Raw genomic sequence first — 14,192 nt, 5'->3', positions numbered from 1 at the left:
CCCATCATAGACCGAGGGCGATAGTATCTAGGTTGTGTCCGCATCTACCTCGTCTTCTTCGTCCCCGGCAACTCCTCAGCCCCCGACTTTCGCTGAACTGGGCGTGGCGGTGGAGATCGTCGAGGCCCTGGCCGCGCAGGGCATCACCCGCACCTTCGCCATCCAGGAGCTCACGCTCCCACTGGCCCTCGACGGCACGGATCTCATCGGGCAGGCGCGCACCGGTATGGGCAAGACCCTCGGTTTCGGCGTCCCGCTGCTCGACCGGGTCTTCGACTCCGCGGATGTGGACGAGCTCGACGGCACCCCGCGCGCGCTCGTCGTGGTGCCCACCCGCGAGCTGGCGGTCCAGGTCGGGGAGGATCTGGCCCGGGCGGCGACGCAGCTCCCGGTGCGCCTGACCACCATCTATGGCGGTCGTCCCTATGAGGAGCAGATCGAGGCCCTGGAGAAGGGCGTCGACGTGGTGGTGGGCACCCCGGGGCGCCTCATCGACCTCTACCAGCGCGGTGATCTGCAGCTGGACAAGGTGGCCATCCTCGTGCTCGACGAGGCGGACGAGATGCTTGATCTGGGTTTCCTCCCGGACATCGAGAAGATCCTCACGGCCCTCACCCATCCGCACCAGACGATGCTCTTTTCGGCGACGATGCCGGGGCCGATCATCACCCTGGCCCGCAGTTTTCTCACGCAGCCGGTGCACATCCGCGCCGAGGACGCCGGGGCCGCGCAGACCCACTCCACGACGGAGCAGGTGGTGTTCATGGCGCACCGGATGGACAAGGCCGCCGTCACCGCGCGCATCCTGCAGGCCCAGGGGCGCGGGCGCACCATCATCTTCGCCCGCACCAAGCGCACCGCGGCCGAGGTGGCCGAGGAACTGGCCGGCCGCGGTTTCGCCGTCGGGGCGGTGCACGGCGACATGGGCCAGCCGGCCCGCGAGAAGTCGCTCAACGCCTTCCGGGAGGGCACCATCGAGATCCTCGTCGCCACGGATGTCGCCGCCCGCGGCATCGACATCGACGACGTCACGCACGTCCTCAACTACCAGACCCCGGACGATCCGATGACCTATGTCCACCGCATCGGCCGCACCGGGCGCGCCGGCCACTCCGGCACCGCCGTCACCCTCGTCGGCTACGATGAGCTGCCCAAATGGCAGGCCATCAATGAGGAACTCGGCCTGGACATGCCCGAGCCCCCGCAGTGGTTCTCCACGTCGCCCGAGCTTTTCGACGCCCTCTCGATCCCCGAGGGCGCCCAGGAATCGGTCGGCAAGCCGCGCCGCGTCTTCGGGGGCGCGGCGGCCGCCGTCCGCGCCCGCTCCCCGCGGGGCCGTGCGCCGCGGGACCGTCGTCGATGAGCGGGCCGCTGCGTCGGACGCGCGGGGATCTCATCGCCTCCGCCGCCATCACGGGGGTGTCCCTGCTGGCGGTGGCGGGAGTGTGGGCGAGCGCCCCGATCCGTTCCTCCGAACTCATTCCCGCGGAGTCCGAGTTCACCTCCCCGGCCCCCCTGGACACGGTCCCGCAGACCCTGACGGAGGCGTGGTCCGCGCCCACTCTCGACCTGCCCGGGGTGCACCGTCCCGTCATCGTCGACGGGCTGGTCGCGGTGCCGGAAGAGCAGGCGGTCCGCGGCGTTGATCCGACCACCGGGGAGACCGTGTGGTCCTACACCCGCGACCTCGAGCTGTGTTCCCTCGGCGGGGCCTGGGGCCGGGTGGTCACCACGTGGCGGGCCGGCAACGGCTGCGGTGATGTGGTGAGCATCGACGCCGAGACCGGCCGCTACCACCGCACCCGCAGCGCGATATCCCCCGGCGAGGTCGCCGCGGTGACCTCCAACGACCGGGTGGGCACCATCGGGGCGGAACGCCTCGAGCTGTGGCGCTCGGACCTCGTGCGCACCGTGGAGTACGGCGAGGTGGAGGGCATCCAGGAGCCCGACCTCCAGCCCCACCCCGGGTGCCGCCTCACCAGCGCACTCACGCGCTCCGACCTGCTGGCCGTCACCGAGAACTGCGAGGACGGCACGTGGCTGCGCCTGCAGGAGGCCAGCCCCGAGCAGTCCCGCGAACCGGAGATCCGTTCCTCGGTGCAGCTGGACTCCCCCACGGCCCGCCTGGTCGCGCTCGGCGGTTCCGCCGCTGCGGTAGCCGACGGCCCCGCGCTCATCTCCTACTCCGACGAAGGAGTGGAGCTCCACCGACGGGAGGCGGGGACGACTGCCGCCGAGGAGGGCCTGTTCTCCCCGGTGACTGCCGACCTGCCGCACCACATGAGCTGGTTCGACGGCGAACGGCTCGTGCTCTTCTCCCCCGCCGAGCTCGAGGTCCGGCACGTCTTCGAGCAGGCCCTGGGCACCGGGGTCGCGGTCGGCGGGCGGCTGCTGCTGCCCGTGGAGGGCGGGATCGCGGTCATCGACTGGGAGAACGGCGAGACACTGCACACCATCCCCGTCGACCGCGGGGAGTACCGGGGGACGGTGACGCTCGGCGTGGCGGGTGAGACGGTCGTCGAGAAGCGGGGCAACACCCTCCACGCCCTGCGTTAGAAGCCGTGCGTGGCCTCGGCCCACTCCAGGGAGTTGCGGTGGAAGAGGAAGACCAGCGCGGCGAGCGCGGAGGCGGCGGTGATGAGGCCCGCCCACCACACGCCGGCGGAGAACATGAACCAGGACAGGCCCAGGGTGATGATCTCCAGGAAGACGATGAGCCCGCGGCCCCACTGGTGGCCGCGCATCATCCAGACGGCGGCGAAGATCGCCGCTCCGAAGATGATCCACAGGAACAGGGCGGTGCCGGTGCCCACCCAGTTGATGTTCGCGCTGTCGGAGATGAGGTCCTCCTCGACGTGCCCGGTGGCGTCGCGGTAGACGAGGAGCGAGGCGAGGGCGAGGATGATCACCGACTGGATGATGGCGATGATCCCGGCCCAGCGGATCTGCGCGGGCGGGCGGGGGCGCTGGAAGCGGGAGTTCACGTCAGTCACGGGTACTGATTCTATAGCCGTGACCACCGGGAGGGACCCCGGGGGCCGCTCAGGGGCAGGGAGATTTGACGTTTTGCGGAAGAACATGCTTCCCGGACGAACACTGTTTCCGCAGGTCACGCAAGTTGTCTACACGAACCCAAACAGTGACACAGGCCACTTCACAACCTTCACAGGCCATATATTCATGTGAGTTCCCTCACTTTTGAGCGTTTACCCCTAGCGCACTTTGTGTTCACGTGTCATTATTCTCGGGTAGCAAAAACGGCCGGGTAGTTAACCGGCCCTTAACTCTGACACACCACAGAGTTAACGTCACGTGAACCGAGGTAGAGCCCCGGCTCAGACCCGACACCGTGGGGGATGCAGTTCTTTCCCTGGTCACACTCGTGACCTGTCCTTGGTGTGCACATCTACGCCCGCGTTCCACCAACTGTGTAAGGAGAATAACCCATGTCTGATTGGCGCCATGAGGCCGTCTGCCGCGACGAGGATCCGGAGCTGTTCTTCCCGGTCGGTAACTCCGGCCCGGCTCTGACCCAGATCGCCAAGGCCAAGATCGTCTGCAACCGCTGCCCCGTCACCTCCCAGTGCCTCAAGTGGGCCCTGGAGAGCGGCCAGGATGCCGGCGTGTGGGGCGGCATGTCCGAGGACGAGCGTCGCGCACTGAAGCGTCGCAACTCCCGCGGCCGCCGCACCCGCGTCGCCGCTTAACCGCACCCCGCCTGAGCGAACCAGGCAACCCGGACCTTAATTGTCTGCGACCGGGCCCGAACGCTAGAGTTGTCCCCAGTTGACAACCATCTCACCCAAGGAGAATCACATGAGCAAGCGTGGTAGCAAGCGTCGTGCCCGTCGCAAGAAGGGCGCCAACCACGGCAAGCGCCCTAACTCCTGATCCAGGACGTTGACGCGGCGAAACCGCCCGCTGAGCACCAGCTCAGCGGGCGGTTTCTTGTTGCCTACCGGAAGCGCGTGATCCGCACCTGGCGGATCTCCATGGTGATGCGCTGGCGCAGCGTGGCCGGGGCGGAGGCCTCCGCAGTGCAGCACTTGCGCAGCAGGGAACGGATCTCCTGCTCGGATTCCAGACGCCCGCGACAGTCCGGACACTCCGCGATCCCCTGGAGGATCTCGCGCTTCTGCTCACTGGTGGTCGACGGGTCGAAGAGCGCGCACAGCTGGGCCTGGATCTCCTCGCAACGGCCGATACAGGGGTCTGTCATTTACTCGCTCGCTTCCGGGGTCGTGATGTCCATGTCGGGATGGCCGAGGCCGATCCCCTGGTCATGTGCCACTTCCTTCAACAGCTTCCGGAGTTGTTTTCTTCCCCGGTGCAGCCGCGACATGACGGTGCCGATGGGAGTGTCCATGATCTCGGCGATCTCCTTGTACGCCAGGCCCTCGATGTCGGCGTAGTAGACCACCATGCGGTAGTCCTCCGAGAGCTGGTTCATGGCGTCCGCGATGGCCCCGTCGGGAATGTTCTTCAGCGCCTCCACCTCGGCGGACTCCAGCCCCGTCGAATCGTGGGAACTGGTGGTGTAGAGCTGCCAGTCGCTGATCTCCTCGGTGGGTGTCTGCGCGGGCTGGCGCTGCTTCTTCCGGTAGACGTTGATGTACGTGTTCGTCATGATCCGGTAGAGCCAGGCCTTGAGGTTGGTGCCCTCCTTGAAGGAGTCGAAGGCCTTGAACGCCTTGAGGTACGTCTCCTGCACCAGATCCTCCGCATCCGCCGGGTTGCGGGTCATGCGCAGGGCGCCGCCGTAGAGCTGATCGAGCAGGGGCAGGGCCTCCTCCTCGAAGCGGGTGGCGAGATCAGTGCCTGCAGTCTCCGACATCGGCGCCTTTCTTGTCAGCAGGACGGGTCTGTTCCATCATAGTGGAGTGCCCACTCCCGCTGTTCACGTGCTTATCGACGCCGCCGTCCCCCATCACCTCCACACCTTCGAGGCCGGCACCTCGCATTTCGGGGAGCACGCGGCCGCCGCGCTCGACGTGGACCCGGGGCTGATCCTCAAGACGCTCATCGTCGACACCGGCCGCGGCCTGGCGGTGTGCTGTGTCCCAGTCAACCGCCGGCTCTCCCTCAAGAAGGCGGCCGCCGCCCTGGGGTGCAAGGCCGTGACCCTGGCGGACCCGCGGAAGGCCCAGCGCTCCACCGGCTACGTCCCCGGCGGCATCTCCCCCCTCGGCCAGAAACAGGCGCTGCCGACGGTGGTGGACGCGAGCGTCGAGAAGCAGCCGACCATCTACGTCTCCGGCGGGCGCCGCGGGCTCGACATCGCCCTCGCCCCGGCGGACCTCGCCCGCCTGACGGGCGCTCAGTTCTCGGCGATCAGCTCCGCGTAGTCGTTGCGGACACTGCCCACGGCCTTGTCCACCGGCCGCACCGTGAGGCGCTCGAGGTAGTCCACCGGGGTGGGATGCAGCAGCTCCGCGGCCTGCGCGGGCGTGCCGGTGACCCACTGCTCGACCTCGTCGGTGCGCAGCAGGCGGGGCAGACGGTTGTGCAGCCACTCCAGCGGGCCGTGGGAATCGGTGGTGACCATCGTGGCGGAGAGGCGGTCCAGCCCCGTCGCCCACAGCGCCGCTACCCACATGACCTCCCCCAACGAGACGAAGTAGGGGCGCTTCCCGCTGCCGTCGTCGTGCCACTCGTAGTAGCCGTCCATGGGGATGAGGCCGCGCTGCTTCTTGAACGCGTCCCGGAAACTCGGCTTGGTGGCCACCGTCTCCCCGCGCGCGTTGAACAGCGGCGGGCCGGAATCATCCTTCTTCCAGTGCGGCAGCAGGCCCCAGCGGGCCGGGTCCACCTGCGCCGTCGGCAGATCGAGCCGCACCACCGGCACCGTCTGGGTGGGCGCCAGGTTGTAGCGGGGGCCGGGGGTGCCCTCCGGCGCATGGACCTCGGTGACCCCCGGCAGGGTACCGACAGCCGCCAGAAGCGACTCGTCGGTGGTGAACAAGACGAAACGACCGCACATAGTCTCTATTATGGACCCCATGACCGCCCCCTGGCCTGCGCCCACTGCCTCTGGACCGATCCGGTGGACCCAGCACGTCCCCGGATCCAAGTCGATCACCAACCGTGCCTACATCCTCGCCGCTCTCGCCGACTACCCGTCGGTCATCGAGAACGCACTGCACTCCCGCGACACCGACCTCATGGCCGGTGCCCTGCGCAGCCTCGGGGTGAAGATCCGCGACACCGACGGCGCCGTCCGCATTGAACCCGGTCGCCTCCACGGCGGGGAGGTCGACTGCGGTCTGGCCGGCACCGTCATGCGCTTCGTCCCGCCGGTGGCCGCCATGGCCGACGGCGTCGTCGTCTTCGACGGTGACCCGCAGGCCCGGGTCCGCCCCATGAACACGATTCTCGACGCACTCCGCACCCTCGGCGTCACCGTCCGCGGCGACACCCTGCCGTTCACCATCAACGGCAGCGGCACCCCGGAGGGCGGCGTCGTGGAGATCGACGCCTCCGGCTCCTCCCAGTTCGTCTCCGGCCTGCTCCTCGCCGGCCCGCGCTTCGCCAAGGGCATCACCGTCCGCCATGTCGGCGGCCGCCTGCCCTCCCTGCCGCACATCGAGATGACCGTGGCCATGCTGCGCCACGCCGGGGTGAAGGTCGACGTCACCGAGAACTCCTGGAAGGTCCACCCCGGCCCCATCCAGGGCCGCACCTGGATCGTCGAGCCGGACCTGTCCAACGCCACCCCCTTCCTCGCCGCCGCCGCGGTCACCGGAGGAACCGTCAAGGTCCGTCACTGGCCGCTGTCCACGACCCAGCCGGGCGATGCCATCCGCCTCATCCTGGAGACGATGGGCTGCCAGGTCGACATCCTCACCGCCGATTCCGGCCCCGGCCACGACCTGCAGGTGACGGGCCCGGATGACGGCGTCCTCCGGGGCATCAGCCTCGACATGTCCGACATCGGCGAGCTCACCCCCACTGTCGCCGCCCTGGCCGTGCTGGCCTCTTCCCCCTCCGAGCTGACGGGCATCGCGCACCTGCGCGGGCACGAGACCAACCGCCTCGCCGCGCTGGCCGCGGAGATCAACAAGCTGGGCGGCCAGTGCGAGGAGCTTCACGACGGCCTCCGCATCACCCCCGTTCCGCTGCACGGCGGCGTGTGGCACTCCTACGCCGATCACCGTATGGCCACCGCGGGCGCCATCATCGGGCTGCGCGTCGAGGGCGTCGAGGTGGAGGACGTCCAGACCACCGCCAAGACCCTCCCGGGTTTCGAGACGATGTGGGAGGACATGGTCGCGCGTGGGTAGGCAGTGGGATGAGTCCGACGTCCGCGTCCGACCCTCGCGCCGCGGCACCCGTCCGCGGACCAAGGACCGCCCCGCCCATGACGACGCCGAATTCGGCATGGTCGTCACCAAGGACCGCGGCAGATGGGGGGTCGTGCTCGACGGCCGCACCGACCCCATCGTCACCATGCGCGCCCGCGAGATGGGCCGCACCCCGGTCGAGGTCGGCGACCGCGTCGGAGTCGTCGGGGACACCTCCGGCAACGAGGGCACCCTCGCGCGCATCGTCAAACTCGAGGAGCGGGTGTCGGTGCTGCGGCGCACCGCAGATGACACCGACCCCTATGAGCGCATCGTCGTGGCCAACGCCGATCAGCTGCTCATCGTCACCGCCGTCGCCGATCCCCCGCCGCGCTCCGGTTTCGTCGAGCGCGCGCTCATCGCGGCCTTCGTGGGCAACGTCCATCCGGTGCTGTGCCTGACCAAATCCGACCTCGCCGACCCCACGCCCTTCGCCGCCGAATTCGCCGACCTCGACGTCACGGTCGTCATCGCGGGTGTCGACGACCCCCTCGACCCCGTCGTCGACCTCGTCTCCGGGAAGGTCACGGCACTGGTCGGCCACTCCGGGGTGGGTAAGTCCACCCTGGTCAACCGCCTCGTCCCCGATGCCTACCGCGAAACCGGCGCCGTCTCCGGGGTGGGCAAGGGCCGCCACACCTCCACCCAGTCCGTGGCCCTGCGCCTACCTGTGGAGGGCGGGGGCTGGATCATCGACACCCCGGGCATCCGGTCGTTCGGCCTGGCCCACGTCGACGACAACACCGTCATCGGCGTCTTCGATGACCTGGCGGCGGCGGTGGAAAACTGCCCGCGCGGCTGCACCCACCTCGGTCCCCCGGCCGACCCGGAGTGCGCTCTCGATAACTTCGAGCCGGACACCGCCTCGGCGCGACGCCGGGATGCGGTGCGCAAGCTGCTGGAGGCGCTGCGCTCCAAGGAGGAGTGGGAGCTCTAAGCCTCGATCCACCGATGTGCCCTCGGTGAATCGAGGTTAAGACTAGGGATTTCAACCCGTTCAGGGGTACCGTTTGTCTGCTTAATTTTCATTGCCCTGATTCAGGCCTTCTGGCAGTTTATGTTTAGGAAGATCATATTAATCTTTCAGGAAGGAGTGCTCTAGGCGATTCGGAGAAAGACCGTTGGTGCGGTCCTATGGCGTTAATAGCACTCGGGGTGGTATCCCCGGTCGCCCATGCCCAGCCAGAAGAGTTAGTGCCGTTTGAGCTAGAGATGGGGATCGAGCAATCCGATCATGTTCCGGATAGGAACGAGCCGTCGGTTGAAGATCAGCTGATTCAGTATGAACTGGATCATCCAGAGGTAGTTGCTGAATATGAACAGCAAGTCGTAATCGCTGCAGATAAGAACGCTGCCCTTCCTGCACCCAAGAGCACCTTGAACAAATATAAGAATTATCCCGCCAAATCTAGTGATAATTTTCCGGTGGGCGTAGTGACAGCGTGGTGCCATCACAGCAAGAGTGATGAACGCACTGAGCCCCGAGCTTCCCGCTGTCCCGACTACGTCAACCTCTGGAACAAGTTGAGGTACTAAGGGGCCATGAAAGACATCACGATGAGCCAGCGATTAGATGAACGATTCTTCCAGTCCTCCCGAAGCCTAAGATCCAGGTCCTCTCTTCTTCGGCTCGTCGCTGTGTACGATCTGCTTCACCTCGCAGACTCCTGGTCCATCACTGACCTGAACTCCGCCACAGGAAGATTGCAGGAGATAATCAACCTTCTTATAACCTTTATCGACTCCGGGGACGTACTCGCCCGCCACAAAGATCCAACTGTTCGTGCTCGAGAAGCGGCATTGTCAGGGTTGTGTTCACGATTTGCTGGCCCGCCGAGCGAAGAGCGTGGACAAGTTGTCACCATCTTCGATATGCCACAGTTCGTCCCCAACTATCAGTGGAAAGCCGCCTCTCTCGAACCTGAGAATCCAACTGTCGAAGTAAGGGTAGATTTTTCGGATATCAACCTGTCCCACCTCAGGGTTAGCGGGGTGACCCTCTCCAGACTACTTTTCCAGGGAGCAAACCTCAGTTACACGGAATTCGATGACGCCACGGCTAATGAAGCAAATTTTTCCGGTGCTAATCTTGAATCCACCACCTTCAATGGCAATTTCTGGCGCTCCAGTTTTGAACAATCTAGAGCAACAGGATTGATCGTTCGTGGGAATATGACCAAATCATCGTTCATAGGATGCGAACTAGCTTTTGCCTCTTTCACCGGTTCCAATCTGGAAGGATGTATCTTTGACGGTGCAAATCTCGACCAGGCCGACTTTACCGGGGCCACGTGCAATTTAGACACCTTCGACGGAGCAAGGGTGAGCGGTTCGACTATTTTTCCGGATGGATCATCCATAGACAAAGAGGGCCGTGATCAGGTAATGAAGCGATGGCCCGGCGTACAAGTTCTTTGACGTCAATGCCCCCTAGGGCTTCATCGATCCGAGTCAAGAGCTGGGTCGGCACCAACGGCGGGATGGCCAAACGATATTGAACGATCTTCTCTAGAAACTTTCTACCCGCAGCCGTCCCTTTTCCGGCGATGCCGGTCTCAGACAGTGTTTCGGTCACCGTCTGTTCGTCGTAGGCCAGCAGGAAATGAACACCGGGAAAACGGGCTCTTCCGGATCGAGGGTGCGTAGCAAGGTGTGAACGTTCACGGGGCGGGGTGCAGGGTCACACAACATGTAGGGGCCCTGGCCGGTGCAAGATGAGAGTTACTCCACTTTCAATCTGACCGATCCAGGAGTGTCAAGTGTCGGGAAGGTGAGGCATGGGACGACCACCGAAGTCAGCGATCGGGGCAGACGAACGCATGATCACTGCCTTTTGGGGGCAGGTCGCGCGCGTCCCCTTCGCTGAAGTCACCGCCTTCTCGATCATTTGGGAGGTCGGCTGCAACCGGGCGACGTTCTACTACTACTTCGACTCAGTCGACAACCACGCTCTCCGGGCCGTGGCGGCCTCGGTCCCCGTGGAGATCATCGACCTCATGGAGCGCCTCCTGGGCGGGGCCGTCGCGGGCGTGCATCTCGATGCCCACACCCGGTCCGCTGTCGAGCGACTGTGCCTGCTCGTCGGCGACGGCGGCTCCCCCTTGCTGATCAGCCACCTCAAGGAGCTCCTACAGCAGGTGTGGGTCCGCCGCTTCGACCTCGACACCACCCGGGAGGACGTGCAGGCGGTCACCGCGTTCATGGCGTCCGGGATCGTCGGCATCCTCGGCCAGTTCGCTGGCCGCCCCTGCGATGCGCTGTTCGACGCCCACCTGGCCACCATTGGCCGTGTCTTCACCGGCCCGGCCCTGGAGTTCGCGAAAGGCATACCACCCCAGGCATAGCCTGACATGAATAGGTCGAGTGGCCCCCCTCGCAGAGAGGGCGACCACTCGACCTATATCCTCCGAGATGTGCCTACCGTGATATGCCTTAGACGGCCTTCTGCGGCTCGGCCGCAGCGACCTTCTTACGCCACTCCGGGGTACGGCCGCTGAAGTTGAGCACGGCCTCCTTCACGGTGGGGCGCAGCTGGGCGAGCAGGCCCAGGCCGGTGCGCAGGCCGGCGCGCTCGCCGGTCTCGGAGGCGCCGACGTGCAGCTTCTCCGACACGGAGGGGTACTTGGTGAACGCCGCGTTGGAACGCACCTCAGGGGCGTTGTCGCGGTCGGCGGCCAGGTACTTGTTGGGCAGGCTCAGCTTGAGCAGGGTGCGCTGGACCTTGAGCAGCTGCATCGGGAAGGAGTCGGTGTTGTAGGGCAGGTCGAACTCCTCGCAGATCGCCTGGACGCGGGTGCCGATCTCCGCCAGGCGGTTGGACGGCATGTCCGGGAAGAGGTGGTGCTCGATCTGGTAGTTGAGGTTGCCGGACAGGATCGTGAGGATCTTGCCGCCCTTGAAGTTCGCGGACCCGAGCATCTGGCGCAGGTACCACTCGTCGTGGGTCTCGTTCTTCCACTGCTCCTTGGTGAAGGTCTCGGCCTCATCCGGGAAGTGTCCGCAGAAGATGACGGCGTAGGCCCACACGGAGCGCGCGAAGTTGGCGGTGGCGTTGGCGGCGACGGTGTGCATGAAGTTCGGGCCCGAGAGCGCGGGGAAGAGGATGTAGTCGCGCAGGCCCTGGGTGCCGGCCTTGCGCATGGTCTCCCAGAACTTCGGTGCCGTCTCCTCCCAGGTGGCGCGGCCGGCGGGGATCTTGCCCAGCTCGACGTCGTAGAAGCCGACGGCCCACTGGAACAGCGAGGCCAGGGTGAGGTTGATCACCGGCTGGAAGGCGTGCATGGGGGTCCACTTGCGGTCGCGGGTGACGCGCAGGACGCCGTAGCCGACGTCGGTGTCCATACCGAGGATGTTGGTGTACTTGTGGTGTGCGAAGTTGTGGGTGTGCATCCACTGGGAGGAGGGGCAGACGTTGTCCCATTCCCAGGTGGTGGAGTGGATCTCCGGGTCGTTCATCCAGTCCCACTGGCCGTGCATGACGTTGTGGCCGATCTCGAGGTTCTCGAGGATCTTGGACAGCGAGAGCAGGGCGACGCCGGCCAGCCAGGCCGGGCGGTAGCCGGAGAAGATGAGGGCGCCGCGGCCGGCGATCTCGATGTAGCGCTGGGTGCGGATGAGGCTCTTGATGTAGCGGACGTCCTTCTCGCCGAGGTCCGCCTCGAACTCCTCCTTGATGGCGTCGAGGCGCCGGCCGATTTCGCGGATGTCCTCGTCGCTGAGGTGGGAGTATGCCTTGATGTTGTCGATAGCCATGGTGTGAGGTCTCCTTTAGGCGTCGATGACGACGTCGCCGGCGGCCACGCCGACGCAGGTACGGATGCGGGAGCCGGGCTCCTTGGTGTCGCCGGTGCGCAGGTCATGGACATGACCGTCGACCAGCTCGCGGACGCAGGTCTGGCAGATGCCCATGCGGCAGCCGAAGGGCATCTGGACGCCGGCGGCCTCGCCGGCCTCGAGGATGGTGGTGGCCCCGTCGACGGTGGTCTCGATGCCGCGCTTGGCGAAGGTGATGGTGCCACCCTTGGCGTCGGAGGCACGGTCGAGGGTGAAGCGCTCGACGCGGATCTCCAGGTCGTTGTCGGAGGCCCAGGATTCGAGCTCGTCGAGCATGGTGGCCGGGCCGCAGGCGTAGACCACGCGCTCGCGGAAGTCCGGGACCAGCGTCTCCAGCACCTCCGGGGAGACGCGGCCGTCCTCGGAGGTGACCTGGATGTGGGCGTCGTAGTCGGCGAGGACGTCCTCGAAGATGAGGTCGGAGCGGTGGCGCACCGAGTGGACGACCTTGATGTCGGTGTCCTCGCGGCGGCCCTCCATGCTGCGGAGCATGGCGATGACCGGGGTGACACCCGAACCGGCGGTGACGAAGAGCAGCTTCTCCGGCAGCGGGTCCGTCAGGTGGAAGTCACCGGCCGGGGCGGCGAGGCGGACGTTGATGCCCGGGCGCGCGGTGCCGACGAGGTGGTTGGACAGCTTGCCCTTCTCCACCGCGCGGATGGTGATGGAGAACAGCCCGTCGGTGGTGTCGGGGGTGTTCGTCAGGGAGTAGGAGCGCCAGGTGTAGCGGCCGTCGACGCGCAGGCCGATGCCGATGTACTGGCCCGCCTCGAAGGAGACCGGAACGCCCCAGCCCGGGCGGATGACCATGTGGATGGTGTCGTCCGGGAAGCGCTCGACGCTCTCGATTTTGCCGCGGAGCTCTCGCTTGGACCACAGGGGGTTGGCCAGGACGGTGTAGTCGTCGGGCAGCAACGGGGTGGTGAATCGGCGCAGGACACTGCGGAAGCGTGCGAGCCGGTCGGGCGATTCGGTCATCGGCCTCTCCTTGAAATCGTAGGTTACGTCAGCGTAGCCTACGTCAACGTAACCGTGTTGTCCATCACCGGACAAAACTATCAGAGCAACTCGATGAGGAAGGGCAGTTCGGTGGGGTCGTAGAACGCCATGAAATTGTCCTGCGCGTCCCCGACCGTCAGCTCGGCGTCCTCGTCGCCGAGATCGGCGGCGTCGATGACCGCGACCGCGGCCTGCGTCGCCTCCTCCGATTCCGCGATGTCGATGTGGATCGCGGCGATGTCCTCCACCCGGATCTGCGGCGGGCGCAGCGCGACGACGGATTCCCCGTTCTCCGGGGCCAGCGTCACCGCCTCGTCCGCCACGTCGACGGAAACGACCACCCGGCGGTGCGGGAACGTCTCCTCGTCGCCGATGGCGAGCAGGCGCAGGGAGGCCTCAGCGGCGTCGAGGAAGGCGGCGTAGCCGATCTCGTCCTCGTCCCCGGAGGTGTAGAACTCCACCAGAGCGGGCGTCGCCGCGAAGCCCCAGCCGGAACGCGCGGTCATCGTCCCCGTCTCGTGCAGGGCGCTGAGCATGGCGAACGTCGCCGGCAGGTAGACCCGCACGCTAGAACTCACCCTCGATGTCGAAGATCGAGCAGATCTCGATGACCGCCCGGTCGAAGACCTGGTAGAGCACCCCCACCAGGCCCGCCTCGACGGCGCCCCGGACGTTGAGGATGGAATCGTCGACGTGGACGCAGTCGTTCATCGGCAGGTCGATGGCGGCGGCCGCGGCGGCGAAGGCTTCCGCCTCCGGCTTCTCGGCGCCGATCTCCCCGGAGAGCACGACGGCGTCGACGATGCCCTTGTACTCCCACTCACGGATGTGCTCCGCCCCCGGGCCGCCCGGATCATTGGACAGGATGGCGGTGGACACACCGTTGGTCTTCGCCGCCGCGAGCAGCTCCCGCCAGCGGCGCTGATCCTCCTCCGGCCCGTCCAGTACCCCGACAAAGTCCACGATCAGTCCACGCACTCGCTGCTCCCTCATGTCAATTCGCTCTCTGCGTGCCACAAT

Annotated in this window: 17 protein-coding genes and 1 pseudogene; 9 read left to right on the top strand and 9 right to left on the bottom strand. The window is 66.2% G+C overall.

What is annotated here, in order from left to right; translation table 11 throughout:
- Positions 1–34: 34 nt before the first annotated feature.
- Complete coding sequence (locus tag ACFPUZ_RS12340; RefSeq protein ID WP_377002198.1) at positions 35–1,363, top strand: DEAD/DEAH box helicase; 1,329 nt, start codon at positions 35–37, stop codon at positions 1,361–1,363.
- Positions 1,360–2,556, top strand: a complete 1,197-nt coding sequence (locus ACFPUZ_RS12335) for an Rv3212 family protein (RefSeq protein WP_377002197.1) — start codon at positions 1,360–1,362, stop codon at positions 2,554–2,556. Before ACFPUZ_RS12340 ends, ACFPUZ_RS12335 begins: the two co-directional genes overlap by 4 nt.
- On the opposite strand, the gene ACFPUZ_RS12330 is transcribed toward ACFPUZ_RS12335, so the two are convergent.
- On the bottom strand, positions 2,553–2,993 hold the full coding sequence (locus ACFPUZ_RS12330) for a hypothetical protein (RefSeq protein ID WP_377002196.1): 441 nt from the start codon (positions 2,991–2,993) through the stop codon (positions 2,553–2,555). The genes ACFPUZ_RS12335 and ACFPUZ_RS12330 overlap by 4 nt on opposite strands.
- Positions 2,994–3,446: 453 nt before the next feature.
- Here ACFPUZ_RS12330 and ACFPUZ_RS12325 point away from each other — a divergent pair, with 453 nt between their 5' ends.
- Positions 3,447–3,707: a WhiB family transcriptional regulator gene (locus ACFPUZ_RS12325; RefSeq protein WP_303359228.1), complete on the top strand. Its 261-nt coding sequence runs from the start codon at positions 3,447–3,449 to the stop codon at positions 3,705–3,707.
- Positions 3,708–3,816: 109 nt separating this feature from the next.
- Positions 3,817–3,891 carry a 50S ribosomal protein bL37 gene (locus ACFPUZ_RS12320; RefSeq protein WP_377002275.1) on the top strand — a complete coding sequence of 25 codons (75 nt, stop codon included), beginning with the start codon at positions 3,817–3,819 and terminating at the stop codon, positions 3,889–3,891.
- Positions 3,892–3,955: 64 nt separating this feature from the next.
- Here ACFPUZ_RS12320 and ACFPUZ_RS12315 read toward each other — a convergent pair whose 3' ends face one another.
- A complete protein-coding gene (locus ACFPUZ_RS12315) occupies positions 3,956–4,219 on the bottom strand; it encodes an anti-sigma factor (RefSeq protein WP_377002195.1) in 264 nt (87 codons plus the stop codon).
- A complete protein-coding gene (locus tag ACFPUZ_RS12310) occupies positions 4,220–4,834 on the bottom strand; it encodes a sigma-70 family RNA polymerase sigma factor (RefSeq protein ID WP_377002194.1) in 615 nt (204 codons plus the stop codon).
- Positions 4,835–4,880: 46 nt separating this feature from the next.
- On the opposite strand from ACFPUZ_RS12310, the gene ybaK reads away from it, so the two are divergent.
- Positions 4,881–5,345 carry a Cys-tRNA(Pro) deacylase gene (gene ybaK, locus ACFPUZ_RS12305; protein WP_377002192.1) on the top strand — a complete coding sequence of 155 codons (465 nt, stop codon included), beginning with the start codon at positions 4,881–4,883 and terminating at the stop codon, positions 5,343–5,345.
- Here the strand turns inward: ybaK and ACFPUZ_RS12300 are convergent.
- Positions 5,318–5,980, bottom strand: a complete 663-nt coding sequence (locus tag ACFPUZ_RS12300; protein ID WP_377002191.1) for an SOS response-associated peptidase — start codon at positions 5,978–5,980, stop codon at positions 5,318–5,320. The two genes, ybaK and ACFPUZ_RS12300, sit on opposite strands and share 28 nt — an antisense overlap.
- A 19-nt stretch (positions 5,981–5,999) precedes the next feature.
- On the opposite strand from ACFPUZ_RS12300, the gene aroA reads away from it, so the two are divergent.
- From aroA to ACFPUZ_RS12285, 3 genes are all read left to right on the top strand, one after another.
- A complete protein-coding gene (gene aroA, locus ACFPUZ_RS12295; protein ID WP_377002190.1) occupies positions 6,000–7,280 on the top strand; it encodes a 3-phosphoshikimate 1-carboxyvinyltransferase in 1,281 nt (426 codons plus the stop codon).
- Positions 7,273–8,277 carry a ribosome small subunit-dependent GTPase A gene (gene rsgA, locus ACFPUZ_RS12290; RefSeq protein ID WP_377002189.1) on the top strand — a complete coding sequence of 335 codons (1,005 nt, stop codon included), beginning with the start codon at positions 7,273–7,275 and terminating at the stop codon, positions 8,275–8,277. The genes aroA and rsgA overlap by 8 nt, the downstream gene beginning before the upstream one ends.
- A gap of 605 nt (positions 8,278–8,882) precedes the next feature.
- Positions 8,883–9,758 carry a pentapeptide repeat-containing protein gene (locus ACFPUZ_RS12285; RefSeq protein ID WP_377002188.1) on the top strand — a complete coding sequence of 292 codons (876 nt, stop codon included), beginning with the start codon at positions 8,883–8,885 and terminating at the stop codon, positions 9,756–9,758.
- Here ACFPUZ_RS12285 and ACFPUZ_RS12280 read toward each other — a convergent pair.
- A pseudogene (locus tag ACFPUZ_RS12280) lies at positions 9,676–9,948 on the bottom strand (P-loop NTPase fold protein); the annotation flags it as partial. The gene ACFPUZ_RS12285 and the pseudogene ACFPUZ_RS12280 overlap by 83 nt on opposite strands.
- Positions 9,949–10,159: 211 nt before the next feature.
- On the opposite strand from ACFPUZ_RS12280, the gene ACFPUZ_RS12275 reads away from it, so the two are divergent.
- The gene (locus ACFPUZ_RS12275; RefSeq protein WP_377002187.1) at positions 10,160–10,684 is read left to right on the top strand and encodes a hypothetical protein; all 525 of its coding nucleotides are present in this window, start codon (positions 10,160–10,162) and stop codon (positions 10,682–10,684) included.
- An 88-nt stretch (positions 10,685–10,772) separates the two neighbouring features.
- On the opposite strand, the gene ACFPUZ_RS12270 is transcribed toward ACFPUZ_RS12275, so the two are convergent.
- From ACFPUZ_RS12270 to ACFPUZ_RS12255, 4 genes are all read right to left on the bottom strand, one after another.
- Positions 10,773–12,092, bottom strand: a complete 1,320-nt coding sequence (locus ACFPUZ_RS12270) for a fatty acid desaturase family protein (protein ID WP_377002186.1) — start codon at positions 12,090–12,092, stop codon at positions 10,773–10,775.
- 15 nt (positions 12,093–12,107) lie between these two features.
- On the bottom strand, positions 12,108–13,151 hold the full coding sequence (locus ACFPUZ_RS12265) for a ferredoxin reductase (RefSeq protein ID WP_377002185.1): 1,044 nt from the start codon (positions 13,149–13,151) through the stop codon (positions 12,108–12,110).
- An 80-nt stretch (positions 13,152–13,231) separates the two neighbouring features.
- The gene (locus tag ACFPUZ_RS12260) at positions 13,232–13,738 is read right to left on the bottom strand and encodes a DUF6912 family protein (protein WP_377002274.1); all 507 of its coding nucleotides are present in this window, start codon (positions 13,736–13,738) and stop codon (positions 13,232–13,234) included.
- A gap of 1 nt (position 13,739) precedes the next feature.
- Entirely contained in the window at positions 13,740–14,150 is a 411-nt protein-coding gene (locus ACFPUZ_RS12255) for an HAD-IA family hydrolase (protein WP_377002273.1), read from the bottom strand.
- Between the last annotated feature and the right edge of the window lie 42 nt (positions 14,151–14,192).

The organism is Corynebacterium nasicanis, assembly GCF_042658165.1.
GTDB classification, from domain to species: domain Bacteria; phylum Actinomycetota; class Actinomycetes; order Mycobacteriales; family Mycobacteriaceae; genus Corynebacterium; species Corynebacterium nasicanis.
The sequence above is the reverse complement of the archived record's forward strand: the minus strand, read 5'-3'. Positions and strand labels throughout refer to the sequence as shown.